This is a genomic window from Streptomonospora sediminis, assembly GCF_054778995.1.
In genome coordinates this window covers 13,416-37,841 of sequence record NZ_BAAGYZ010000029.1, presented here as the reverse complement: position 1 = coordinate 37,841, position 24,426 = coordinate 13,416, and the positions used below count along the sequence as shown (strand labels likewise).

Below are 24,426 nucleotides of genomic sequence, written 5' to 3'. Positions count from 1 at the left end.
ATTCACTATTACTGTGCGTGTCGTAGTGAACGACTTCTGCACTCACTTCCGCAAGAGTGCAGGTCACGCTACTGGGTGTCCGCCGTCATGTCCGCCGAACGGCCTCCCTTCCGCGGGCGCCTTTTCAGCCTCCCTATGCCTCGAACCCGCGAGGAGTGCTCTCATGCCCGCAATCGCTCCGGTCCCTCCCCTCCCCGAGGTGACCGTTCCGCTGCACCGCCTCATCCCGCCGCTGTACCGGCACTACTTCAACCGCCGTCCTGACCGGCCCAACTTCAAGTCGCGCCGCTACGACTTCCCCGGGCTGCCCGCCTTCTTGCCGCTGATGCGCGCCTTCCTGGACACCTGCGCCGCCGACCAGAACACCGACTTCCGGTTCGTGTTCACGCTGCTCGGGTCCGAACTCGTCGGCAACGCGCTGCGGCACTCGCAGTCGGGCGCCCCCGGCGGGACGTACGTGCTCGTCGTGCGGCGCAGCGCCGCCGGGCTGACGCTTGTCTGCCGCGACCAGGGGCGGCGGGACATCACCAACGCCGTCCCTGGCCGCCCCTTCGGTCCTGCACACAACCCCACTCCCGGCGATGAACGCGGGCGCGGGCTGGCGATCGTCGACGCGCTGGCGACCACCTGGGGCGACGACACACGGGCGGGGGGCCACCGCAACATTTGGCTCCATCTGGCCTTCGACCTCGATGGAAGCGCCTGGTCCGACCTCTGAGCCCGCCGGTGCCACTACCCCCTGGCACCTGCGTGAGCCCGAGGCCGGACCCCGGCGCCGGTAGGCGCCCGCCCCGCAACTACCGGAGGGGGCGGGGCGGGCGCCTCGCTGCCCGGTTCCGTGCTTGTGCCTGTACCGGTTTGTCGACTTATCCCTTGTCGACTTGTCTCTGTCGGCCCGTCTCTGCCGCCCGTCTCTGTCGGCCTCTCCACACATCGACCTGCGGCTTGTCGATTGGGCGACCTGTCCACACGACGACCCGCGCCCCGTGCACGCAAAGGAGTCCTCCCATGTCCGAACGCCTCGCCGACCGCCGGGTCAGCAGCGCTCCCCCGCCCGAACGCCGTCGGCGCCCCGGTAGGCGCCACCGCGCGGGCGCGCATCATGTGCCCGCGCCCCCGCGCCAGCGCCCGTACGTCAAGCTGGTCCCGTTCCACCGCGATGAACTGGCACCGCCGCTGCTGATGTCCGACCACGCACCGGCGGCCCGCCGCGCCGACGAGATCGCACCGGCCGACCGGCCCGCCGCGCGCCCCACCGACACCCCCGAGCCCTGGCCGCCCAGCCCTGCCCCGGCACCCGCACCCGCACCCGCACGACCCTGCCCGTGCCCGGCCTGCCCCGGCACCTGCGCGGAGTCCGGCTCCCGCGCCGGCGCCACCCACCGCGCAACGACCCGGGCCGACGCCCGCGCCGGCCTCCGGGACCATCCGCGTCCCCGCACCAGCGCCACCAGCGACGACGAAGACCGCACCGCCGCCCGGGAGGAGGGCCTGTTCCACTGCACCATCGGCGCAGTGGTCGCCATCGCCATCCTGTGCCACTTCGCCTACCTGCACGCCCTCATCGGCTGACACCCCACCGCCCCGTCCCGCCCCGGGCGGCCGGTGCGGCCGGCCGCACCGGCCGCCCGGCGGCAGGCGGCAGACGGCCCCGCTTCAACCCACGGGGGTAAGCGCGTCCTCCAACGCCGCACGCGCACCGCGCAGGGCGAGCCGGAGCTGGTCCGGGGTGCGGCGGACCTGGGCCAGCAGGAGGCCGCCCTGGATGGCGGCCATGGTGAGGTCGGCCAGCTCCGTCACATCCACGTCCGGGCGCAGTTCGCCCGACTCCTGCATCCGGCGCATGCCCGCGATAACGGGAGCCTCCCAGCGCGCAAAGGCGTCCACGAACGCCTGCCGAGTGAGGTCGTCCCAGCCGCTGAGCTGGCTGGCCAACGAGCCGATCGCGCAGCCGCCCACCGCGTCCTGCCGGGTCCCGTTGGCCACGATCGCGTCGAACCAGCGGTCGATGCCTGCCAGCGAGTCGACGTCCAGGAGCAGCGGTTCCTGCGCGGCCAGCACCTTGTCCACGGTGGAGTGCACAACGGACCGGACGAGATCTTCGCGGTCGTCGAAGTAGTGGTAGAGCTGGCTGCGCCCGACCCCCGCGGCGCGTTCGACATCGTCCAAGGTCACCGCCGCGACACCGCGCTGCTGGATGAGGTCGGCCGCCGAATCGAGGATGCGTTCCCGGGTCGCGCGGCCCCGCGCGGTGGTCGGTATGTGTCCCATAGAGCCCTCTCCGTGTTCTGTACTTCGCGGTACACAGACTCTGTACTCGCTGATACAGTTCTGCCGCGGAACTTCTGTACCGAACAATACATTCTGCTGCTCAGCTTACGGAGGAGAGGCACAGTGAGCCGGTTCGCTGTTACGAACACCCGGGTTTTCACCGGGACGGACGTGGCAGATGCCTCGGTGGTCGTGGTCGAAGACGGGACCATCACCGCGGTCGGCCACGAGGTCCCCGCAGATGCGGAAGTGGTCGACGGCGGCGGCGGGACCCTGCTGCCGGGGCTGATCGACGCCCACACCCACACCCACGAGGACGGGCTGCGCACGGCGCTGCGCTTCGGCGTGACGACCGAGCTGGACATGATGTCGGTGCCGGATGTCATCGCCCCGGTGCGCAAGCAGGTGCAGACCGAGTTCGACCTGGCCGACTTCCGCACCGCCTCGTGGGGGCTCGCCCACCCGGACGGGCACCCCCACCAGCTGCGGGGCGGCCTGGGTGATCCGGTGTGGCCCACCGCCACCGTCCCGAGCGAGGCGCCCGCCTTTGTCGAGGGGCGCCTGGCCGAGGGCGCGGCGTACATCAAGATCATGGTCGAGGACGGCGCCGCGTTCGGCACGCCGCTGCCCGTGGTGCCGCCCGAGGTGGTCGCCGCGACCGTCGAGGCCGCCCACGAACGCGGGGCGATGGCAGTGGTCCACACCTTCAGCGCCGCGGCCACCCGGGTGGCCGTCGAGGCGGGCGCGGACGGAGTCACCCATCTGCACTACGACGAGGCCATCAGCGACGACCTGATCGCCCGGATGCGCGAACAGGGCATGTTCGTCATCACCACCTTGGCCGTCACCGCCTCCGCCGCCTCCGCCGGCGCAGGCCCGCGCCTGGGCGCCGACCTGCGTGTGGCCTCGCGCCTGGATGCGGCATGGCGCGACAACCTCGGCCGGGAGCTCGGGTGGAACGCCCACTTGCCCACCGCACTGCGCTCGGTCGCACTGCTCCGCGCCGCCGGGGTCGAACTGCTGGCCGGCACCGACTCGGCCCACCTCGGTGTCCCGGGCATGGCGCACGGCGCCAGCCTGCACGGCGAACTGCGCCTGCTCGAAGCCGGCGGCCTGAGCCCGGCCGAGGCGCTCGCCGCGGCAACACGGCGCACCGCCGACCGGTTCGGCCTCACCGACCGCGGCCGGATCGAGCCGGGCGCGGCCGCCGACCTGGTACTCGTCGACGGCGACCCGACCGCGCAGCTCTCCGCGACCCTGAACACCCGCGCCATCTGGCGCCGCGGCCACCGCCTGGCACCGGCCGGATCGGCGGGCGAGGCCGGTACCTGAGCGCTGCCGCTGCCGTTCCCCCGGGTCGCTGTGGTCGATTCCCCTGCGAAGCCGGTACGGCACCTGAAATACGGCGTTCATGCCGCTGCCGTTCCCCCGGGTCCCGGGACCCGGCCGGTTACGGAACTCCGGCGAGCAGCAGGTACGGGACGCCCCAGTACGCGGCCACGAAGGCCGCGGCGGTAACGGCGGTGATCGCCGCGCTCAGCAGGACGGCGCGCGGGCCGGCGAATCGGCGCACGCAGGCCCAGGCGAGGAGGGCGAGACCCGCAGCGATCGAACCGGCCCAGTAGGCGGGCGGTGTCGTATCGGAGATGACGACCAACCCGTACACGCCTTCACCGACGAGCACGCCGCTCACAGCGCCCACTGCCCAGGGGGCGAGCCGGGTGCGCCGGCGGACGCCGTTGGCTCCCCAGCCCAGTACCGGCCCCACCACAACGGCCGCGGCCAGCCAGAATCCTGTCATCGGCACCGAGACGAAGTTGCCGGAGGCGAGGTTGTAGCCGAGGACCATAGCCGCCAGTGCCAGCGCCCCGGCCGCCGCGGCGGCCAACGGGCGCGGACTGAGCATGGCCAGCAGGAACGCGAGCACGCTCCACGATCCCGCCGAGTTGGCCAGCGGCGCGAGTGCGTCCGGCAGCGCCCCCTGTCCGTGGGAGGTCAGCCACCCGGCCAGCGCGCCGCCACCGACCGCCGCCGCCAGGGGTACCAAGCTCGACCGCAACGGGGACTCGGCGGTCGCTGCCGGCGCCGTGTCGGTGTCCATGGTTTCGGCTCCTCGTCCCAGCGTGGTTGCGGCCGCGCCGACCCGTTGCCCGGTCTACGGCTGCACACTCTAACGCCGGCTACAGCAGGTACAGCCACACCGTCAGGACCAGGCCCGCGATGGCGACCACCCAGGTGTAGGGGATGGTCGACAGCATGGAGCGTTCCGGGCGGACGCCCGCGTATTGGGCGCTCCAGACGGTTTGGGTGCTGGTGGGGTCGGAGACGCCGAGGACCTGGCCGTAGGACGCCATCAGTCCCAGGACCGCCGGGGGCGGGTAGATGCCGCCGGAGATCAGCACGCCCGCCACCCCGGCGCCCAGGCCGAAGATGTTCATCGGGCCGCGGTACAGGCACAGCGGCACCAGCACAGCGAAGACCGCGACGAACAGCAGCGGGTTGCTCGGGCTCATCGCGGTGACGACCGGGTTGAGCGCCTTGATCGCCCCCGGGAGGTTGACCGCGGCCAGCAGCATGCCGATCGCGATGAACAGCACGATGGGCGGCGCCGCCACGTCGAAGGAGCGGTACAGGGTGCGCAGCGCCGTCGACGCCATCTCGCGCCAGCGGACCGCGGTGAGCAGCGCGAACACCAGCCCGGCCAGCAGCGCCGGGACGATGGGGACCTCCAGGCCCAGCGCGAGCGCGATCGGCACGATGGGCGTGAGCAGCGCGTACCAGGGCGCGTCGCCGCGGCGCTCGCGGCGGCCGGCCGCGCGGGTGCGGACACCGGTGCGGCCCGAGCCGCCGCCGTCGCCGCCGCCCGGTTCCGCCGTGCCGCCGCTCTCGTCGCCCGCGCCGCCCGCCGGCACCCGCACCGCCCACGTGTGGCGGGCGCCGCGGCGGCGCATCTCGATCAGGATGTAGGCCAGGCCGCCGGCCACCGCGATCGGGAACATGCGCAGCTGGAAATGCTGCACCGTCGAAACCGGCACGCCGATCGCGTCGGAGAGGAACTGCCAGTTGATCAGCTCCAGCGGCAGGCCCGCCGCGATGCCCACCAGCACGGTGCCGGCCGCCACCACCGGCGGCACCCCGACCGCGATCATCGCCGGGATGCCCACCACACCGGCGAGCATCGCCGCCGGGGCCGAGCCGGTGATACTGCCGCACATGATCGCGACGACGAACACGCCGATCGCCACCACCGACGGCCGCTCCCCGCCGAACTCCACAATCTTGCGGACCAGCGTCGAAGCGATACCCGTCTCCGACATCAGCGTGCCCAGCCAGCAGCCCAGCAGGATCGCCACCATGGTGGAGGCCAGCATCGGGGCCCCCTCCTGCAGGACGGTGCCGGTGACGCTGTCCTTTTCACCCATCAGCGGCGCGCCCGAAATCAGGGCGATGGCGACGGACAGCAGGACGAGGGCGAACGCGGTGGGCAGCCGGCGGGTGAGCATCAAGCCGACGCCCACCGCCATCACCGCCAGGATTGCGACTGCGGTCATCTCGGACCTCCGGGAAAGGGGATGGACGCCGCTGCCGCCGCTGCGGGCGGGCCGGCGTGGGAGAGGGTCGCGGCGATGGCGGCCGTGAGCAGCAGCGGGCTGCGCCGCATCCTGCCGCGGCGCTGCGCGTAGGCGTGGGCGGCGATCTCGTCGGCGCCGACAACGTGGCCGCGGATCCGCAGCCGCCCCCAGGCCGCCGCGGTGTGGTCCAGCCGGCGCCGCAGCTCGCGGCCCGGGCTGCCGTGCAGCAACCGGTGCGCGGTCTCGTGGTACAGGGCCGCCGCGCGCACCGTCTCGGGCGGGAAGTCGGCCGCCCAGCCCGCAGCCGCAGCGACGCTGTGCGCGTAGTCCAGCGCGTCGGTGTAGAGCACGATCACGCTGCCGCGCGCCCGCCGGCGGTACTCCGCCAGCAGCACCTCATCGCGGCGCAGCCCGCCGGCGGACTCGGTGACCCGCGGCGGGTCCGCAGCACCGGCCGCTCCCACGGCTCCGGCGGTTTCACCGGCCGCAGCGGCCGCAGTACCTTCAGCGGCTCGTTCCGCATCCGCCATCTCCGCGCCGACCTCCAGCGCCGTGCGCGCCCAGGCGCGCAGCCGCTCGCCGGTGCGCCCCTCGTGCGTGGGTGCGGACGCGAGCAGCTCGGCGCCGAGTCCGGTGTCGTCCAGCGCGGCGAGCTCGGCGTAGCGCTCGGCGGGCGCAAAGCGGCGCGGTGCGGCCGTACCGCCGGGCGGCGGCGCGCTCACCGCCGCTCCTCCATGATCGCGACCAGCTCTTCGCCGGGCATGCGCCCGCTGGTCTCGGTGGCGGCCAGCGCGAGCAGGTGCCCCGCCTCCAGCACCCCGGAGAGGTCCACCAGCTTGGGCCCCAGCAGCAGCCACACGGCCGGCGCGCGGGAACCACCGTCGCCGTAGGCCGTACGTTCAGCCACCAGCTCCTTCAGCCGGGCATCCGCCGCACCCGCGGTCATGGTGTCGACGTGGGCGTCGGCGCTGTGCATCCGCACCACGCCCCCGGTGTCGACGACGCGCACGCGGGTGCGCTCGCGGGCGAAGCGGCGCGCCAGTCCGGTGGGGCGGCGGGTGTGGCCCAGCACCCGGTACTGGTCGGTGGCGGCGAGTTCGCGCACCTGCTCCGGCGGGACGCCCAGGCTGGCGGCGGCGGCGCTGCGGGCCTGCTCGGGGCCCGCGCTGTGCGCGCGGTCCTTGGTGCGCAGCTCGGTGGCGCCGGTGGCCACCGCGGAGACCAGGTTGCGCTGCGGATCGACGGTGACGTCCACCTCGACGGCGGCGGGGTCGGCGCCCTGGCGCAGCACGGCCTGCTCGGCCTCGGTGCGCACCGCCAGCACGTCGGAGTGCCCGGCGCCGGGGATGATGCGTTCCACCGACTCCCGCACCAGCGCCAGGGCCACACCCAACGGGCTGATGACCTCGCTGTGCGCGGCGATGCGGGCCTGCAGCCGCATGCGCGTGCCCAGGTACGGGGTGACCGTGGCGGCGCCGCCGCCCCCGCCCACCAGGTCGCACACGTCGCGGTCGAGCCCGTGGTCGGCGATGAGCCCGGCGACCGTTGACTCGATGCGGTCGGTGGCCCGCTGCAGGACGTCGCGGGCGGCGGATTCGGCGTCGGTGCCCAGCTCGCGGGCCAGCGGCTCCAGCGCGGCGCGGGCGGTCGCGGGGTCGGCGCGGGCGTAGTCGTCCGCGCCGACCAGGCCGGCCGCGTTGGCCGCGCAGGTGAGGGTGAGCGCGAACCGCCCGCCGGCGGCCTCGATGACCGCGTAGTCGGCCGGGTCGCCTTCGCGCGGGCTGACCCGGACGAGCTTGGCGCCGGCCAGGTCGTCGGCCGCGGCAAAGCTGGCGTAGGGCAGCCCGGCGATGTGCGCGCTGCGCGGCCCGACATCGGCGACCTTGGCCGCGCCGCTGCGCTGGGCCCCGAGCCGCACCAGCGACCCGCCGCCGATGCCGACGGTGCGCACGTCCAGCGCCGACAGGTAGGTCTCCTTGCCGCCCAGGCGCGCATGGCGGATCTGCACGCGGCCGCGGCGGATGACGCTGATGTCGGTCGAGGTGCCGCCGGTCTCCAGGAACACGCCCTCGCTGACCTTCTCGCCCATCAGCGCCCCGGCCACCCCGGCGGCCGGTCCCGAAAGCACCGTCAGCAGCGGCCGGTGCCGCATCTCGGCGAGCGACATGACGCCGCCGTCGCAGCGCATCACCATCAGCGGCGCGCTGACGCCGGCCTTGGTGATGCTGCGTTCGACCAGGTCGGCGGTCTCCAGCATCCGCGGCATCACCCCGGCGTTAAAGACGGCGGTGCGGGCGCGTTTGCCCAGGCCGTAAAGCTGGGTGATGTCGTGGGTGGCGGTTACGGGCATCTCCGCCTCGGCGGCCGCGGCGGCCACGGCGTCCTCGCCTTCGGGGTCGTCAACGCTGAACGGCTCGACGGCCACCAGCACGTCGGCGCCCTCTGCGCGCAGCCGCTCGACCGCGGCGCGCGCCTCGCCCGCCCGCTCGGGGTGCTTGAGCGCGGCGTAGTGGATGGGCAGGGGGCGGCCGGAGTCGAGCTTGAGCCGGCCCAGCGAACGCAGCCGGCCGGTCGCGAAGGCGTCGTAGCCGGTGCCGATACCGACGATCCCGACCGCGGCGACGTCGCCTTCCAACAGCGCGTTGGTGGCCTGGGTGGTGCCGTGGGCGAGGAAGGTGACGTCGTCGGCGCTGACTCCGAGGTCGGCGAGCAGGCGCTCCAGCGCCGCCATGATGCCGTGGGCGACGCCCTCGGTGTGGCCGTGGCTGGTGGGCACCTTGGCCTGACCGAGCAGTTCGAAGGTGTCGGCGCTGACGGCGACGGCGTCGGTGAAGGTACCGCCGACGTCGATGCCGATGCGCACGGAGGTACCGGCGGCACCGCTCGCTCCACTCGTATCGGTACTGCCGGGCGCTCCGGCGGGGGTACCGGAATCGGCCGCGTCGACCGGCTCAGCAGGGGGATGGGGTTCGGGCGTCATATCCGCACCTTTCGTAGGGCGGGGCAGGGAAGGTGGAGCGCGGGCACCGCGCACGGCGGCACCCGGCGCTCCGGAGGGCCCATTGGAGCCGTTGGGCCTAGTAGCCGCGCACGTCCGGCCAGCGCCGTTCGACCCCGGTGCGGTCCAGCAGCGCGCAGAACCGCTCCAGCAGGTCGTCCTTCTCGCGCACCGCGTGCGGCCGGGTGCCGTTGTCCAGGGAGAACGCGGCCAGGCGGCCGGCGGTCTCGCCGATGTTCCACTCGACGGGGTGCAGCCGGAAGCAGCCGTTGGTGATGTGGGTGGTGCCCGCGTTCTTGCCGGCGGGCAGCAGGTTGCGCATCCGCACCGGCAGCAGGGCGCCCAGCGGAATCTCAAAGGGCACGCTGGGGATGTCGATGTAGTTGTCGCCGCCGGTCGAGGGGTGCAGGTCGATGCGGTAGCTGCCGACGCCCACCGCGTCGTCGCGGCGGGTGATGCCGTAGGGGCCGACGATGTCCATGGCCACGTCCTGCTCGGTGACCGTGGTGACGGCCTTGATGCGGCGGGACTCGCGCACGTAGGCGGCCTTGGCCAGGCCGTGCTCGCCGCCGGTGACATCCGGGCGGGGCCGCAGGCCGGGAAAACCGGTGCCGCCGTCGGGCCGCGGCGCCTCGGTCTGCAGCCAGTACAGCACCGAAAGCGACAGCTGGCGGGCTTCCTCGTGGGCCTGGCGCACGGTTTCGGCGTCGGCGTGCCCGTCGATCTCCAGGGCGGGTTTGAGCCAGTAGTCGTTCAGCGGCCAGTTGGCCAGCGTGATGTCGGAGTCGAACGCTCCGGGCCGGTGCAGCTTGCGGGCGAGGATGCGGCGGAAGCCCCACAGCTCCTTGTCGCCGGCGTCGGCGCTCTGGTCGGCGGCAACGGCCAGCGGGTCGATGTCGGGGTTGGGCGCGAAGCGGCGGGTGACCGGTTCGAGCGTGCGCGGGTCGGGCGCGGTGAACCCCACCAGCGGTCCGGGCCAGAAGTCCGGGCGGTAGGAGCGCCAGAAACCGTAGGTGGCCGGGCGCTCGATGGTGTGGTCCTCGCCCTCGTGGTGCGAGACGGCGAAGCAGTAGGTAATGCCCTGCAGGTTGGCGGGGTCGGCGGTTTCGGGAGCGTGCGGCTCACCGAACTCGCCGCGGGCCTCGGCCCCGGTCGCGTACTCGGCGCCGGCCAGCGGCAGCAGGTCGCCGTTCTCGGTGGCGTCGAGCACGTAGGCCGCCTCGACGGTGTGCGTGCCGCCCTGCCCGTCGGCCAGGTCGACGGCGCGCACCTCGTCGCCGTCGGTGTGCGCGGCCACGGGCCGGTGGCCGGTGAGCAGGGTGATGCGTCCGGCCGCGCGGTGCGGGGCGAGCAGCTCCTCCAGCACCGCCAGCGCCACCCGCGGTTCGTGGCAGAGCTTGCTGACCCGCCCGGCCCCGGGGTTGAGCGTCGGCGACGCGGCGGCCTCAGCGCGCAGGGGGTAGGCGCGGCGGTAGTAGGCGCGGATGTCTTCGCGCACCTGCCGGTAGGCGCCGGTGCTGCCGAACTGCTCGATCCACGGGTTCTCGTCGGGCGGCACCGCCTGCGAGGTGAGCTGGCCGCCGATCCAGTCGGTCTCCTCGGTGAGGACGACCCGGCGGCCGGACCGGGCGGCGGCCAGGGCCGCGGCGACGCCGCCCAGTCCGCCTCCGACGACCAGGATCTCGGTGCTGCTCTGGGTCATTGCGGGCCTTTCGGGGTGGGATTGCGGTGGTCAGGGGGCGGGGGGCAGGGGTTCGGGGCGGCGGATCCGGCGGGGCCGCGGTGCGGACCGGACCGGCTCACCGGCTCAGGGATCAGCGGCTCGGTGGCGGCGGGCCGATGGTGGCGCCGGGCACGGCCTCGCAGGCCAGCAACCGGTGCTGCCGGGCATCCGGGGCGCCCTCGATGCGGTCGAGCAGCAGGCGCACGGCGTCGCGGCCCATCTCGCGCAGCGGCACCCGGAAACCGCTGATGGTGCCGGCAAGCGCGGGAGCCGCCTGGGCGGCCACGGCGTCCGAGGTGCCCAGCAGGGCCAGCGACAGGTCGCCGGGGCAGCTCAGGCCGGCGCGGGCGATAGCGGCGGTGAGCCCGGAAAGCGCCGCACCGGTGTCGGTCTCCTCGGTGATGACCGCGGTGACACCGTCGGCGCGCCAGCGCGCGAGCCGGGCGTCCACGTCGCCGCCGTCGGTGCGCTCGACCAAGCCGGCGGTCTCCAGTCCGGCGCTGCGCGCACCTTCGGCGACACCGCGCTCGCGGTCGGTGGAGGCGGGGGCGTCGTCGTTCTCGCGCAGGTAGCGGACGCGGCGGTGGCCCTGCGCGGCAATGCGCGCGGCGACCTCGGCCGACGCGCTGACGTAGTCGGCGCCGACGTAGCAGATGCCGGGCTCGTCGCGGCGGCCGATGTAGGCGAACGGGAACCCGTCCTCGCTCAGCCGGCGGATCGGGTCCTCGGGCACGTGGCGGCCGAAGAACAGGCAGCCGTCGGCGGCGCGGACCCGGCGCACCGCTGCGGCGTCGCGGGTGGTGGCGGCGGCCCGGCTGGCGCCGGTGAACAGGATCAGGTCCTGGCCCTGCGCGGCGGCCTCCTCCTCGACCCCCACGAGCACCGGGTAGTACGAGTGCGCCACGTCGGTGGGGAACGTCGTGCTGAACGTGTAGAGCCCGAGCATGCCGTTGCGCGCCGCGGCCAGGCGGGTGGCGATGGGGTCGGGGACATAGCCCAACTCCTCGGCGGCGTCCAGCACCCGCCGGCGCGTCTCGGGCGCCAGGACCACACCGGTGGCGGCGCCGCGCAGCACCAGCGAAACCGTCGCCTGGGAAACACCCGCCGCCCGGGCGATGTCGGACTGGCGGGGTTTCGCCCGGCCGGGCGGACGCGCTGGTGCCGGGGACTGCGGCACGGTGTCGGACACCGGTGATCTCCTCTGTTCGCAAGCTAATGCGGATTAGCTCACGACTTTGAGCTGTGCCACAGCACCGCGTCAAGGGTTTCCGGTCGGTTTCCTACCGAAAACGCAAAAGTTTCGTTAATACGTATTAGGTTCTTGACTGAGGCATCGGCGCTGGTCGAAGCTCGCACTCTCAACGGCCGGATGCGCCACCCCGGCGCATCCCGGAAGGGAGCCCCATGCCCGAGCCAAAGCCCGAGACACACGCTGCGACCGACGCCGCGCATGCCGCGCACCACCGCACCCCGGCAGGGATCGACCGGCGCACCCTGCTGCGCGGCGCCGCCGCGATCACGGCCGCCGGCGCCGCCGGCGGACTCGCCGCCGCACCCGCCGCGGCCTCCCCTGCCGCAAGGCCGCCGGCCACCGGGGTGCTGCCCGACTACACCTATGTGCGGGAGGCCCTGGACACCGCGAACCTGGCCTACAACCCCACCGGCGAGTTCATCTTCCCCTGCCTGCGCGGCACCGCAGGGCGGCTGCCCGATGCCCCCGGCCGCTTCCTGCTGTACTACGCCCCGCACGACGCGCCCGGCGGCATCTGCCTGGCCTACGCCGACACCCCCGAAGGCCCCTACACCGAGCACCCGGGCAACCCGATCGTCTCCCGCAACTGGGCCCCGCACTACTCGGTCAGCCACGTCTCCTCGCCGCACGTGCTGTGGAACACCCGGGAGCGCGAGATGTGGCTGTACTTCCACGGCGAGAACTCCACCACGCGGCTGGCGCGGTCCCGCAACGGCGTCGACTTCACCTACGAGGGCGAAGTCGTGACCACGGCGATGCTGCCCGAAGGCACCAAGGAGGCCTCCTACGCCCGCGTGTTCGAGCACCCGCTGCCCGACCGCGGATCCCGCTACGTGATGGTGTTCATGCGCAGCGACACCGCGACCGACCACCGCTCGATCGGTTGGGCTTGGTCGGAGGACGGCATCACCTTCGACGTCGACCCCGACCCGCTGATCGACCACGCCGCAGTGGGGGTGGAGAACCTGTCGGGACCGCACCTGGTCGAGCGCCGCGGGCGCACCTGCGTCGCGTACCACACCAGCGAGGGCGACATCCGGCTCACCGAGGTCGGCCGCGACTTCTCGCTCCGCCGCCACCTGGGCACCGTGCACGAGCCGATGGCCGGGGCGCCGGACAACGGCCGCTCGGCGGCGCCCTCCTACGGCTCGCACCGCGGAACGCAGTACATGCTGTACGAGGCCGGCCACCGGCTGGGCGCAACCATCGCGGTCGCGCGCGCCTGACCGGTCGCGGCAGGATCGGTGCACGAACGGGCCGCCGAGTCGGTGAGTCGGCAAACCGGCCGATCTGCGGGCCGGCAGGTCGGCAGACCGACGGGTCAACGGGTCGGCGGCTCGGCAAGTCGACAAACCGGCAGATCTGCAGGTCGCCAGACCGGCAGACCGCACGGCCCGGCGGAGCCGCAGGCCCGCCAAGCCCCGAACAACAAGCGGCCGCCGCCCAGGGCGGTCCCCGGCGGCGGCCGCGGACGTGTCGGGTGCCGCGCGGATTCACGGCGCGGCTGCGCCGGTCATCCGCCTTCGGCCTGAAGGCGCTGGACCAGCATGCGCTTGCCCTGGTCGCCGGCCTTCTGGTTGTTCTCCTGGATGCGGCGCAGCCAGGCGGCGACCTCCTGGTCGCCCTCCCGTTCGGCATCCTCGATGAAGGTCTGCAGCCGGTACACGTTCTCCAGGGACTGCTGCACCGCCCACACCAGGTTGTAGTTCTTGTCCTTCAGCGGGGTGGCCGGCGTCGTCGTTGCCATGGTTCTCCTCCCTCGAAGCGGAGTTCTCGGCCCATGGACCCGCTGCCCGAAGTTCCCGCAGCCATGTACGCCGACCGGCGCCCGTGGCGCTGCCGGCGCCGCCGGCTCGCGCGCCGGCGGGTGCTCAGCCCTTGCTGAGCGGGCGCCCGCTCTGCCCGGTGCGGTGCTCCCTGCGTGTACGCACGGCCAGCACGACGGTGGCGGCGACCATGATCCCGACGAGGTTGACGACGAGCTGCTCCAGCGACTGCACCGCCCGGCCCCAGTCGGTCAGGGTCGCCGCGACCACCGCGTAGGAGGCTGCGGGCACCGTGGTGACCGAGATGAACACGCCCACCAGCGCCGAGGACTTTGCCGAGAGCACGCTGAGCATGCCGGCGGTGCCCGCGAGCAGCGCGACGATCAGCGAGAACGGGCCGACGTCGTAGATGAAGTCGACCTGGCTCTGGTCGCTGAGGCCCGGTGCGGTGATGGCCACCAGCCCGGTCGACTCCAGCACCAGCATGAACACGCCGGTGATCGCCATGGCGGCGCCGAAACCGACCGCGGTCGTCAGCGCCGACTGGCGCACCAGGTCCCAACGGCGGCCGATCAGCCCCACGCCGAACGCCGCGAGCGGCCCGAAGTCGGGGGCGACGGCCATGGCGCCCACGACGGTCACCGGCGAGTTGGTCACCACGCCGACCGCCGCGATCATCAGCCCGAGGGTGAGAAAGGTGAGGTAGACCCAGTTGAGGTGCGAATCGTCGTCGGCGCGGGAGATCAACTCGTCCCAGACCACCGCCTCGTGGCCGTGGCCGGGAGCGTCGGCACGTGCGGTGTCGGCGGTGTCGGAGAGCGTGGTCTCCAGTGCCTCCAGCGTGATGGCGCCGTTGTGGTCGATATCGAGGGCCGCCAGCTCCAGCAGGACCGAGTCGACGCACTCGCGCGCGAGGTCGGCCTCGACCGCGTCCCCCGGCGGCTGCACCGCGGCACCCTCGAACACCACGACGTGGGCGACCCCGACTTCGTTCTTCAGCACGTCGAGCACGTCGTCGGTCCGCTCGTACGGTGAGATCACCCTCAGGTGCAGCAATGCCCGGCGCCCTTTCATACCTGTCGCAAACAGCGAAGCAACTACCTTAGAGCCTGGACACGGTTGGTATGCGCCGGTTTGGCGGGAATGGCCGCTGCCGGTAGCGCTTGCCGCCGCCGGTCCGGTGACCGGTGATGTGGCGGATCCCCCGCCGCGGATGTGACCCAGACCGTGGCGGCCCGCTGCCGGCCGCGGCTAGCCTCATCGCGGTTGGTGGGCGGGGTCGAGCCGCAAGCTGGGGGGACGCGCCGTGACCGGGGTCATGATCGGGTTCGGGGTGATCGCCAGCATCGTGGCCGTCGGCTACATGCTCGGCCGCCTGGACGTGCTCGGCGCCAACGGCCGCCAGGTGCTGACCACCCTGGCCTTCTACGTCGCCACTCCCGCTCTGTTGTTCGAGATCCTCTCGACCGCCGACCTGTCGGTGCTGGTCGATGCTCCCCTGCTGGTGAGCGCGCTGAGCACGCTGCTGGTCGGCGTCCTGTTCGTCGCCGTCGGGGCGCTGCGCCGCTGGGGCGCCGGCGCGACGGCCATGGGCGGACTGTGCGCGACCTACGTCAACGCCGGCAACCTGGGCATCCCCATCTCCGCCTACGTGCTGGGCGACGCCTCCCTTGTCGCGCCGGTGCTGCTGTTCCAGCTGATCGTGCTGGGCCCGATCGGCCTGACAGTGTTGGACCTGCGGAGCCGCGAGTCGGGTACCCGGGCGGGCCCGCTGCGCATCCTGGCCGCGCCGCTGCGCAACCCGGTGGTGATCGGATCCCTGGCCGGGGTTGCGGTCGCCGCGAGCGGGCTGACGGTACCCGACCCGCTGATGCAGCCGTTCGAGCTGGTGGGCTCGATGTCGGTGCCGGCGGTACTGCTGGCCTTCGGTATCTCGCTGTACGGCAGCCCGCTGCCGGGCCGCGGCCCGGAAAAGGGCGCGGTCGCACTCGCGGTGCTCCTGAAGTGCCTGGTCCACCCGGCAGCGGCCTATGCGCTGGGCACGTGGTGCTTCGGGCTGGAAGGCGCCGAACTGTTCGCGGTGGTGGTGATCGCCGCGCTGCCGACGGCGCAGAACATGTACACCTACGCCCTGCAGTACCGCGCCGCCGTGCAGATGACCCGCGAGACGGTACTGGTATCGACGTTCCTGACGTTGCCGGTGCTGGTGGGGATCGCGTTCCTGCTGGGCTGAACGCCGGTCCCGGTCGGATCGGCGCGGGGCGCGCCGGCCGTCCGGGGACCGGCGGGCCGCCGGTGTGCGGTGCCCGGCAGGGCCCGCTATTGGGATGGCCGGTGCCGCCGGCTCTGGTCGACGATCTGCTGCAGCGCGGCAAGGTGGTTCTCGATGGCCGCCCGCCCGGTGCCGGTCAGCCGCAGGGCCGTGCGCGGGAACTTGCCCGCATAGCCCTTGTGCACCTCGACATACTCGTGTTCCTCCAACTTCGCGATCTGTTTCGACAGCGCCGATTTCGAGAGTCCCGCGGTATCGCGCACGAACGAGAAATCGGCCCAGTCGCACGAGGCGAGTAGCGCGAGGATCTTCAACCGGGTGGCGTCGGCCAGCAGTTGGTCGATCTCCATGGCCTAGGCGCCGCTTCCGCGCCTGGTGATCCACCACTGCGCGAACCGCGGGCCGGCCAGGACGAGCACGAGACCGGCCAGCGCGCCCCCGATCGGGTAGGCCTCGCCGAACAGGTAAAGCACCACCCGGTTGACCACGACGGCCATCGCCAGCACACCGACCATCGTCGCCAGCGACAGCGTGCGGACCCGCCGGACCGCTTCGCCGGTCAGCTGCGCCCGCTTGCCGGTGAGACCGGCCCACCGGGGCGACCGGGCGAGCAGGAAGACCACCACCGCCACCACGAGCAGCGCCATGTTGAGCAGGTCCGACGACTCGGGGACCAGCCAAGCGAACACCGATGCGGCGAACACCGCACCTCCCGCCAGGGCCCAGCGCCAGCGCGGCTGCACCACCGCCGCGGTCGCATCGTGCGTTGCCGTACGCGCTTCCTGAAGGGCCCTGCTCGCATCGGACGGGTCGACATCCGCCATTATTCTCCTCCAAGCACCTAGTTTCCTTTAAGGAAACAGTAGCCGCCAAGGCAACACCGCGCAAGCCGGGTTGCGGCCGCGCGCGCACTTCCGGCCGCACGCAACGGAACGGGGCGCCCGGACCTGATGGCGGCCCGGACGCCCCGTTCAGCGGTGGTTCACCACTCCCAGCGGCAGGCGTTCTCGTTGGTGTAGCGCAGCAGCACCGGCACCGTCTGGGTCACCTCGCCGTCGGACGCCCATATCGTCGCGGTGTGGTCGCCGACCGGGGCGGGCCCGAACGACACGCCGACGAAGCCGGGGGGATTGGAGTCGTAGTCCCGGTCGGGCGGGTACACCTTTCCGCCGTGGGATTCGGACCCGGGAGGCATGTCCGTGACTCCCGTCGTGAGAGGTTCCGACCAGGTCCCGGATATCGGCGCCAAGACGTAGGTGTTGGGCCAACCCCGGTCGGCGTGCCTGATGCAGACACGCTGGTCGTAATCCTCCAGTTTCCATGTCGCTTCGGGGGCCGCCTTCGGCTCGGCCGGCGCCGGCTCCGAATCGGCCGCGGCCGGCGCCGCGCCGACCAGCGCCAGCCCGAATACGGCCGCCATACCGAGCACAAGGTTGGTTCCGCGTTGGATGGATCTCATCCGAACCTCCTGATGGGGGCGTTTTGAGGATTTCCGATTCGACCATCGCGAGCAATCTTACTCAAGAAACCGTTTACCCGGAAGGTTTTCCATTTAATTATCGGCACGCAAGACCATTTCACCCGGAATTCACTGAGTTCACCGATCCGGAGCCGAACCGGTGATCCGGAAACAGCCGCGTGACAAGCCACTAGTCCACAACACTGCAGGTCTGCCCATTGAGCGTGAACGCGTCCGGCTCAGCGGTGCCGCCGCTGTGCGAACCGTTGAAGCCGACCGCCACCGAACCGCCCGGCGGCACCGACGCGTTCCACTCGGCGTTGGACACCGTCACGGTCGACCCCGACTGCGACCAGTCGGCCGACCAACCGCTGGTGACCTGCTGGCCGCCGGGGAACTCCCATTGCAGCTCCCAGCCGTTCAGCGCGGAATCACCGTTGTTGGTAAAGGAGACCTCGCCGCTGAAACCCTCATTCCACTCGTTGGTCACCGAATACGAGACCTCGCAGGGGCCGGCCGGGTCCGGTGGATCGTCGTCACCGCCGCCGTCGTCCCCACCGCCGTCATCGCCGCCGCCGTCCTGGCCGGCCAAGACGTCGTGCACCGCGTCGTAAGCCGGTTTGGGCTGGTAGTTGTCGTTGAACAGCAGCGGGGCGCCCTGCCCCTCGAACGTGTCGGGCACCCAGGAGTACTGGTCGACGATGCCCCACACGGTGACCGCCACGCAGCCATCGACCGCCAGGCAGGCGTTCATCACCGTGCGGTAGTCCTGCGCCTGCTGCTGGAGCTCGCTCTGGCTCGCGGGCATCTCGATGCGCACATCCAGCTCGGTGACGGCCACCTTGATACCGAGGTCGGCAAAGCGCTGGATGTTCTGCTGCATGTCGCCGGGGACCTGGCCGTTGATCAAGTGGGCCTGGAGGCCGATCCCGTCGATCGGCACCCCCTGCGCCAGCAGGTCCTGGATCAGGTTGTAGTAAGCGTCGCTCTTGGCGTTGATGCCGTCGATGCTGTAGTCGTTCAGCCACAGCTCGGCACTGGGGTCGGCCTCAGCGGCCATGCGCAGCGCGTCGGCGACGAAGTCCGGGCCGAGCGTCCGGTAGAAGACCGAGTCCCGCCACGAGCCGTCGCCGAGGAAGATCTCGTTGGCGACGTCCCAATAAGCGATCTCGCCGGCGTAGCGGCCCGCGACCCGGTCGATGTGGTTCCGCATGACCGAGCGCAGTTCGCTCTCGCTGAAGTTGCCGTTTTCGACCCACGACGGGAGCTGGCTGTGCCACACCAGCGTGTGGCCGCGCACCTGCTGGTCATTGGCCTGGGCGAAGTCCATGAAGGCGTCGGCGCCGCTGAAGTCGAACTGGTTGCGCGACGGCTCGGTGGCGTCCCACTTCATGGCGTTCTCGGGGGTGGCGGCGTTGAACTCGGTGGCCGCCAGATCGGCGAACCGGGCGTCGTTCTGCAGGTGGCCGGCGCCCAGGGCCGCGCCGATCTCGAAGCCCTGCTGGGCGGCGTGGTCGCGGAGCGGGGAGTCGGCGGCGGCCGGTGCGGCGGGCGCCAGGACCGCCGCGCCGACCAGGGCCGCGGCCGCCGCGGCCGCCATCCGCCGGGCGGGGCCCGTGCGGTGGCGGCGCGGTGTTCCGCGGTTCCCGCGTATTGCGAGTCTCACTTCGGCACCTCCAGGTGTGCAGGACAGATGGGGGAATCTGCAGGTGGGAGCGCTCCCGCGTGCCGAACGTAACACCGGCCAACACAGCTCGTGAAGAAGACGTTACGGACTTCTCGCGGCCCGGAATCGGCATGCATCGCATACCAGGCAATACCTGATCGAGACCCCCAAAACTCGAAACTATCGGGAGCCAAGTGATTGTTATAGCCCGCCCGAAAGCCGGTGAATCTGCAGACCGTTAACGGCAGTCAGGGAAGTCCGCGTGAGAGAGGCCGCCACAGCCATCAATCTCAACGCAACGGGAATCCGATAGTTTCGAGATCGGTCCGCCCACCTGAACGCCAATAAGGACGCCTGGAACACACCGCAGAAGCGAGCCGCAACCTGCGGCGCCACCGGTTCGGTGGGCCTCAGGGGCGGCCGCCGATCAGGTCACCGGCGGCCGCCTACCCGGGTCGCCCTGCTACCCGCTCTGTGCCGCTACGCCGTCGCCGGCGGTTCCGCCGGGCGGCCGTCTTCGCCGGGGCCGCCCCACACCAGGCAGAACGGGTGGCCGGCGGGGTCGGTGTAGACGCGGAAGTAGGGCGCCTCGCCGACCTTGACCGCACCCAGGGCCAGCACCTTGGGCTCGGCCTCGCCGATGTCGTCGATCTCGACGTCGAGGTGGAGCTGCTGCGGGTAGGCGGGATCCGGCCAGCGGGGCGGCACGTGGTCGGGGGCGTGCTGGAAGCTCACCTGGGTGCCGCCGGGGCTCCCGATGTCGATCCAGTCGCCGTCGACACGGGTGATGGGCAGGCCGAGCAGTTCGGAGTAGAAACGCGCCAGCGTGTGCGGGTCGGCGGCATCGAGCACCACAGTCGACAGACGGCCGATCATCGGGGCCTCCTCATCGTGTCCGGATCTGCATAGCGCCATCGGCTACCCGGCCATCCTGCCCGTTCGGTGCCGCCCGCGGCATGTGCCGGCGCCGGCCGCCCGGGTGTCCCGGCCCGCAGTACCGGCGAGCCGCCGTACCGACAAATCGCCTTGCCGACGCGCCGCGGAGCGGCGGAGCCGCCGGCCGACGGGGCCGCATTCACGGACGCAGGAGCGTACGGCGCCAGCCGCCGTCCGGAGCCGCGGTATAGCGCAACCGGACGTGGTTGCGGTCCTTGTCGCCCTGCCAGAACTCGACGTGGTCGGGCCGCAGCGTGTACAGGGTCCACTCCGGCGCGACCAGCGAGGGGTCGCGGGCCACCCGCTCACGGGCCTCGGCCAGTTCGCGTTCGTGCTGCTCGACCGATTCCATCGGGGCGCTCTGGCCGCCCACCAGGGCTTCGGCCCGCGCCTCTGGAGAGCGGGCGAGGAAGTCGGCCGCGCTGGTGCGCGGGCTCTCGGGAGCCGCGGTGCCGCTGATGCGGACCTGGCGTGCAACGAGCGGCCAGTAGCAGGCCAGCGCCGCGTGCGGGTTGGCGGCGAGATCGAGGCCCTTGGGGCTGGCGGACCCGGTCGCAAAGGACCAGCCCGCGGGCCCGGCGTCCTTGAGAATCAGGAAGCGGGAGTCGACCCGGTTCGCGGCGTCGGACGTGGCCAGGTTCATCACGTGCGGCTCGGGAACGCCGGCCGCGAGCGCGTGGTCGAGCCACTGGGCGAACAGGTCGACCGGGTCGTCCGGCGCGGCACCGGGGTCGAATTCGGGGATCTCCCGGGCGAACACCGGGATGGCGCGCAGCCGGTCGCGCATCGGGCCGCCCACCGCAGAGCCCCCGGCCTCGGCCGTTTCCGCGCCGCTGGGATTTCGCTCCATCCGAACCGCCCTTTCCGCAGGACTCCCGTGTTCTGTGGACAGTGGCGATTCCCCGCCACCGCGCCCGCCGACCAGCATAGGCGCACCAGCGGGAATCCGCCGACGGCGCACTTTCGCCCTGCGCACACCGCGCCGATGTTTCGGACAGCCTCGGCGGCCGTATCCGCCAATGCACTTACCGGCATGCCGACCGTCCGGTCAGCTAGGCTGCAAGTGGCCTGGAATGTTCGCCACACTGCTGTTTCGTCCGGTTGCGCAGGGCTATCGGACAGCAGCGGCCGGGACCGGGCGTGCGGCGCGGCCACCGGGCCGGCACTAGGACCAGGACAAATGGCCTACATTTTTGGGAGCGCTCCCAAATAAACACAATAAATTCTAATTCGACTGCTGTCAACGAACCCTTGCGGCAATTGCTGGAAATCAGTATGTTCCTGCTGAACCGGTGAATTCACCGGCCGCGGACCGCCTATGTCCTGCCTCTCTTCCGCCGCCGCGGCGCGCGCCCCGCGGCCTCCCGCCCCAGGAGTAGTCCCCATGGCCGTTTCCGACTCCGGAACCGTCTCGATCGCGGCTTTTCCCGTCCCGCTGCGCTGGATCAACACGCCCGAGCACTACGAGATCGGCGGCTACGACCGACTGGCCATCAGCGCGGCGGGGGGCACCGACCTGTTCACCGACCCCGATGGCAGCGCCCGGCCCGCCAACGCCCCCGCGCTCGTCGGCGGCCTCAACGGCGACTTCTCCGTCAGCGCGCTGGTGCGCACCGGCCTGTCCGCCACCTTCGACGCCGCCGTGCTACTGCTGTACTCCGGGCCCGATTCCTGGGCGAAGCTCTGCCTGGAGCTGTCGCCGCAGGGGCGGCCCACCGTGGTCTCCGTGGTCAACCGGGGCGTCAGCGACGACTGCAACTCCTTCAGCGCCGATCCCGCGGCCGGCGACATCAGGCTGCGCATCAGCCGCCTCGGCTCGGCCTACGCCTTCCACGCGCGCCTGGGCGACGGCCCCTGGGACCTGGTGCGCTACTTCGCGCTGACCCCGCAGCCCGAGGTCGGCTTCCTCGCCCAGAGCCCGACGGGAACCGGCACCACCGCCGGGTTCGAGGAAATCGCCTACTCCGCCGAGCGCCCGGCCGACATCCGCGACGGCAGCTGAGCCCCCGCGGGGCCGCCGGGGCGCATGCCCGCTGGTCACCTCGGGTAGCGGCGCTGCGGTACCGACGTCGTTGGATCCGCGGGAGGGCGACGGCCGCGCAAAGCGGCGGCGGCCCCGGCCGAGTGGCCGGCCGTCTGCCGCCGGGTGCCGCTGTCCCCGGGGTGGAGGAAGCATGTTGATCGGCTACAAATTGTTCGCCGAGGGCTACTCGCCGCAGGAGATGGTGCGCCAGGCAGAGCGCGCCGAGGAGGTCGGCTTCGACTTCGTCGAGATCAGCGACCACTACCATCCGTGGCTGCAGAGCCACGGGCACTCCGGCTTCGCCTGGTCGATCCTGGCCGCCATCGCCGCGCGCACCCGGCGCATCGGCCTGGCCACCGGTGTCACCTGCCCGTTCATCCGCTACCACCCCGCCCTGGTCGCCCAGGCCGCGGCCACGACGGCGCTGCTGTCCGACGGCCGCTTCGTGCTGGGTATCGGAGCGGGCGAACAGCTCAACGAGCACGTGGTCGGCAAGCCGTGGCCCTCGGTCACCGAGCGCCACGAGATGCTGCGGGAGTCGCTGCAGATCATCCGGCTGCTGTGGCAGGGCGGCCACCGTTCGTTCGAGGGCAGACACCTGCGGCTGGTCGACGCCGAGGTGTACGACCTGCCCGAGACCCCGCCGCAGATCGCTGTCGCGATCAGCGGCAACTCGTCGGCGAGCGTGGCCGCCGAGCTGGGCGACGCCATCTTCGCCACCGAGCCCAAGCCCGAACTGGTGCGGGCCTACCGCGGTGCCGGCGGCAGCGGGCCGCGCTACGCCGAGGTGCCGCTGTCCTGGGCGAAAGACGAGGACGCGGCCCTGGAATCCGCGCACCGGATGTTCCGCTTCGGCGTGACCGGGTGGAAGGTGCAGGCCGAACTGCCCGATGTGGTGAACTTCGAGGCCGCGACCGCCTTTGTCCGCAAAGAGGACCTGCAGGCGGCGTTCGGCTACGGCCCCGAGCCCGAGCGCCACGTGGCCGCCGTCCAGCAGTTCGCCGACGCGGGGTTCGACCGGCTGGCGCTGGTCAACGCCGGCCCCGACCCCGACGGCTTCTTCGACTTCTATGCCAAGGAACTCAGCGGGCGCCTGCGCGAGATCGCACCCGCCGGGTGAGGGCGCCGTACACGGCACCGAGCATGCAATTATGCCGTGATTCCGCGTCGGATCTGGGCATTTCCGCATGCTCGAGGGGATCACCCCCGCAGAAGATGCCGGTGTCGGCCGCCCCGCGCCGCTGCGGGGCGGCCGGCGGCTCAGCGGCGTTCGGCCGACTCGGGCTGGGCCGGCCGCGCACCATCGTCGGAATCGCGGTCCTGGCCGCTCCACAGGTTGCGGCCGTACCAGGGCCACCAGTTGACGGTGCGCCCTTGGGGGATCATCCGGTCCAACCGGATGGTCAGCGCCAGCCCCAGGCCGCCGGCGGCCATGCCGGCGAGCAGGTCGGTGAACCAGTGGAAGTGCAGGTAAACCGACACGAAGATCTGCAGCAGCGAGATACCCACGATGCAGTAGCCGAGCCTGCGCACGATATGCGGCCGCGCCGCCCGGTAACGGATGATCAGGAACAGCACCAGGCCGTAGATCATGATGGCGTTGGCGCCGTGTCCCGACGGGAACGAGACCCCGTCGGCAAAGAACGCGGGGTCGCCGGTGCGCGGGTGGCTGCGCGTGAAGATCAGCTTCATCGACGCCACCAGCGACATCATGCCGAAAACGCCCACCGCCCCCAGGATGATCGGCCGCCAGGACCGGTGCCAGTAGGCGAGCTGCAGCGAAACCGCGCCCAATACCGGCAGCGCCACGAAACGCGAAGCGACCGTGTCGGGCCACAGGATCATGGGAATTCGGATCTGTTCCCACAGCGGCCGGGGTGCATTGTTGAGCAGATTGTCGATAGGGTGGAGCGGACCGGCTGAGAGCACTGTCATTATGATCAGCGCTACGGCCAGGAAGATCGCTGCCTTGTCCGAGGCCAGCCCCCACGCAATTTCGCTCACGCTCGGCCAGGTGACCTGGGGTGTGTTCGGTCTGCGCCCGGAGGCGGTGGTGTCAGTGGTCCGAGGAGCGGCGCCGAGCGCCCGTCGGGTTCGAAGACGAGGTATCGAGATCCCGGCTTGCAACGGCGGGTTCGACCGGATCCGCAGTGTATGCATCATGTGCTCAGTGCTGTCTCACGATTTGTGGGCTGGCCTGCGGCACGTTTGTGCTGTGGGGGGACGGGCTCGCCGCTCGGTAAGGGTCGGATAGGGACAGATGGGCGGGCCTTGCGAGGAAGCGGTGGTCAGAGCCTTCCCGAGGCCGAGATGCCCGGCACCTGCGCCGGGGTCCGCAAGTTCGGGGGCAGTACAGGGCGGCACCGCCACCCGGACGGCCGCGCCGCCGGGGCGGTACACACCGCCACGCTACCCAGCTTTCATGGAACATTTCCGACAGTCGAGCATAGCGCCCCGTAACTCGATGTGGCACGAACACTCGCTGGGA

Annotated in this window: 23 protein-coding genes; 7 read left to right on the top strand and 16 right to left on the bottom strand. The window is 71.8% G+C overall.

Features of this window, described 5'->3' with window-relative positions; genetic code table 11:
* Window positions 1-163 precede the first annotated feature (163 nt).
* Both ACYVD5_RS07640 and ACYVD5_RS07635 read left to right on the top strand, forming a co-directional pair.
* Window positions 164-718, top strand: coding sequence for an ATP-binding protein (locus ACYVD5_RS07640; protein WP_461000223.1), 555 nt, complete (start codon window positions 164-166; stop codon window positions 716-718).
* A 290-nt stretch (window positions 719-1,008) separates the two neighbouring features.
* Entirely contained in the window at window positions 1,009-1,572 is a 564-nt protein-coding gene (locus ACYVD5_RS07635; RefSeq protein WP_461000222.1) for a hypothetical protein, read from the top strand.
* 84 nt (window positions 1,573-1,656) lie between these two features.
* On the opposite strand, the gene ACYVD5_RS07630 is transcribed toward ACYVD5_RS07635, so the two are convergent.
* Window positions 1,657-2,271: a TetR/AcrR family transcriptional regulator gene (locus tag ACYVD5_RS07630; protein ID WP_461000221.1), complete on the bottom strand. Its 615-nt coding sequence runs from the start codon at window positions 2,269-2,271 to the stop codon at window positions 1,657-1,659.
* A gap of 123 nt (window positions 2,272-2,394) precedes the next feature.
* On the opposite strand from ACYVD5_RS07630, the gene ACYVD5_RS07625 reads away from it, so the two are divergent.
* A complete protein-coding gene (locus ACYVD5_RS07625; RefSeq protein ID WP_461000220.1) occupies window positions 2,395-3,603 on the top strand; it encodes an amidohydrolase family protein in 1,209 nt (402 codons plus the stop codon).
* Between the two features lie 118 nt (window positions 3,604-3,721).
* Here the strand turns inward: ACYVD5_RS07625 and ACYVD5_RS07620 are convergent, their stop codons facing one another.
* The 6 genes from ACYVD5_RS07620 to ACYVD5_RS07595 form a co-directional block, all read right to left on the bottom strand.
* Window positions 3,722-4,372, bottom strand: coding sequence for a DUF6518 family protein (locus ACYVD5_RS07620; RefSeq protein ID WP_461000219.1), 651 nt, complete (start codon window positions 4,370-4,372; stop codon window positions 3,722-3,724).
* 79 nt (window positions 4,373-4,451) lie between these two features.
* Window positions 4,452-5,822, bottom strand: a complete 1,371-nt coding sequence (locus tag ACYVD5_RS07615; protein ID WP_461000218.1) for a transporter — start codon at window positions 5,820-5,822, stop codon at window positions 4,452-4,454.
* Window positions 5,819-6,565 carry a hypothetical protein gene (locus ACYVD5_RS07610; protein ID WP_461000217.1) on the bottom strand — a complete coding sequence of 249 codons (747 nt, stop codon included), beginning with the start codon at window positions 6,563-6,565 and terminating at the stop codon, window positions 5,819-5,821. Before ACYVD5_RS07610 ends, ACYVD5_RS07615 begins: the two co-directional genes overlap by 4 nt.
* Window positions 6,562-8,823 carry a hydantoinase/oxoprolinase family protein gene (locus ACYVD5_RS07605; RefSeq protein ID WP_461000216.1) on the bottom strand — a complete coding sequence of 754 codons (2,262 nt, stop codon included), beginning with the start codon at window positions 8,821-8,823 and terminating at the stop codon, window positions 6,562-6,564. Before ACYVD5_RS07605 ends, ACYVD5_RS07610 begins: the two co-directional genes overlap by 4 nt.
* Window positions 8,824-8,920: 97 nt before the next feature.
* Window positions 8,921-10,543, bottom strand: a complete 1,623-nt coding sequence (locus ACYVD5_RS07600; RefSeq protein ID WP_461000215.1) for an FAD-dependent oxidoreductase — start codon at window positions 10,541-10,543, stop codon at window positions 8,921-8,923.
* A 112-nt stretch (window positions 10,544-10,655) separates the two neighbouring features.
* Window positions 10,656-11,753, bottom strand: a complete 1,098-nt coding sequence (locus ACYVD5_RS07595; protein WP_461000214.1) for a LacI family DNA-binding transcriptional regulator — start codon at window positions 11,751-11,753, stop codon at window positions 10,656-10,658.
* Between the two features lie 215 nt (window positions 11,754-11,968).
* Here ACYVD5_RS07595 and ACYVD5_RS07590 point away from each other — a divergent pair, with 215 nt between their 5' ends.
* Complete coding sequence (locus ACYVD5_RS07590) at window positions 11,969-13,042, top strand: glycoside hydrolase family protein (RefSeq protein WP_461000213.1); 1,074 nt, start codon at window positions 11,969-11,971, stop codon at window positions 13,040-13,042.
* A gap of 287 nt (window positions 13,043-13,329) precedes the next feature.
* Here the strand turns inward: ACYVD5_RS07590 and ACYVD5_RS07585 are convergent, their stop codons facing one another.
* Window positions 13,330-13,563, bottom strand: a complete 234-nt coding sequence (locus ACYVD5_RS07585) for a hypothetical protein (RefSeq protein WP_461000212.1) — start codon at window positions 13,561-13,563, stop codon at window positions 13,330-13,332.
* A gap of 124 nt (window positions 13,564-13,687) precedes the next feature.
* Window positions 13,688-14,623: a DUF389 domain-containing protein gene (locus tag ACYVD5_RS07580; RefSeq protein ID WP_461000211.1), complete on the bottom strand. Its 936-nt coding sequence runs from the start codon at window positions 14,621-14,623 to the stop codon at window positions 13,688-13,690.
* Between the two features lie 265 nt (window positions 14,624-14,888).
* On the opposite strand from ACYVD5_RS07580, the gene ACYVD5_RS07575 reads away from it, so the two are divergent.
* The gene (locus ACYVD5_RS07575; RefSeq protein WP_461000210.1) at window positions 14,889-15,815 is read left to right on the top strand and encodes an AEC family transporter; all 927 of its coding nucleotides are present in this window, start codon (window positions 14,889-14,891) and stop codon (window positions 15,813-15,815) included.
* A gap of 86 nt (window positions 15,816-15,901) precedes the next feature.
* On the opposite strand, the gene ACYVD5_RS07570 is transcribed toward ACYVD5_RS07575, so the two are convergent.
* The 6 genes from ACYVD5_RS07570 to ACYVD5_RS07545 form a co-directional block, all read right to left on the bottom strand.
* Window positions 15,902-16,204, bottom strand: a complete 303-nt coding sequence (locus tag ACYVD5_RS07570; RefSeq protein WP_461000209.1) for a winged helix-turn-helix domain-containing protein — start codon at window positions 16,202-16,204, stop codon at window positions 15,902-15,904.
* Between the two features lie 3 nt (window positions 16,205-16,207).
* Complete coding sequence (locus ACYVD5_RS07565; RefSeq protein WP_461000208.1) at window positions 16,208-16,678, bottom strand: hypothetical protein; 471 nt, start codon at window positions 16,676-16,678, stop codon at window positions 16,208-16,210.
* A 158-nt stretch (window positions 16,679-16,836) separates the two neighbouring features.
* A complete protein-coding gene (locus ACYVD5_RS07560) occupies window positions 16,837-17,313 on the bottom strand; it encodes a DUF5980 family protein (protein ID WP_461000207.1) in 477 nt (158 codons plus the stop codon).
* Between the two features lie 190 nt (window positions 17,314-17,503).
* Window positions 17,504-18,967, bottom strand: a complete 1,464-nt coding sequence (locus tag ACYVD5_RS07555) for an endo-1,4-beta-xylanase (protein WP_461000344.1) — start codon at window positions 18,965-18,967, stop codon at window positions 17,504-17,506.
* A gap of 492 nt (window positions 18,968-19,459) precedes the next feature.
* Window positions 19,460-19,855 carry a VOC family protein gene (locus ACYVD5_RS07550; protein ID WP_461000206.1) on the bottom strand — a complete coding sequence of 132 codons (396 nt, stop codon included), beginning with the start codon at window positions 19,853-19,855 and terminating at the stop codon, window positions 19,460-19,462.
* 199 nt (window positions 19,856-20,054) lie between these two features.
* Window positions 20,055-20,765, bottom strand: a complete 711-nt coding sequence (locus ACYVD5_RS07545; RefSeq protein WP_461000205.1) for a pyridoxine/pyridoxamine 5'-phosphate oxidase — start codon at window positions 20,763-20,765, stop codon at window positions 20,055-20,057.
* 534 nt (window positions 20,766-21,299) lie between these two features.
* Here ACYVD5_RS07545 and ACYVD5_RS07540 point away from each other — a divergent pair.
* Window positions 21,300-21,917, top strand: a complete 618-nt coding sequence (locus tag ACYVD5_RS07540) for a DUF1349 domain-containing protein (protein ID WP_461000204.1) — start codon at window positions 21,300-21,302, stop codon at window positions 21,915-21,917.
* 172 nt (window positions 21,918-22,089) lie between these two features.
* The gene (locus ACYVD5_RS07535; RefSeq protein WP_461000203.1) at window positions 22,090-23,058 is read left to right on the top strand and encodes a TIGR03557 family F420-dependent LLM class oxidoreductase; all 969 of its coding nucleotides are present in this window, start codon (window positions 22,090-22,092) and stop codon (window positions 23,056-23,058) included.
* Between the two features lie 140 nt (window positions 23,059-23,198).
* Here the strand turns inward: ACYVD5_RS07535 and ACYVD5_RS07530 are convergent, their stop codons facing one another.
* Window positions 23,199-23,942 carry a phosphatase PAP2 family protein gene (locus ACYVD5_RS07530; RefSeq protein ID WP_461000202.1) on the bottom strand — a complete coding sequence of 248 codons (744 nt, stop codon included), beginning with the start codon at window positions 23,940-23,942 and terminating at the stop codon, window positions 23,199-23,201.
* Window positions 23,943-24,426: the final 484 nt, after the last annotated feature.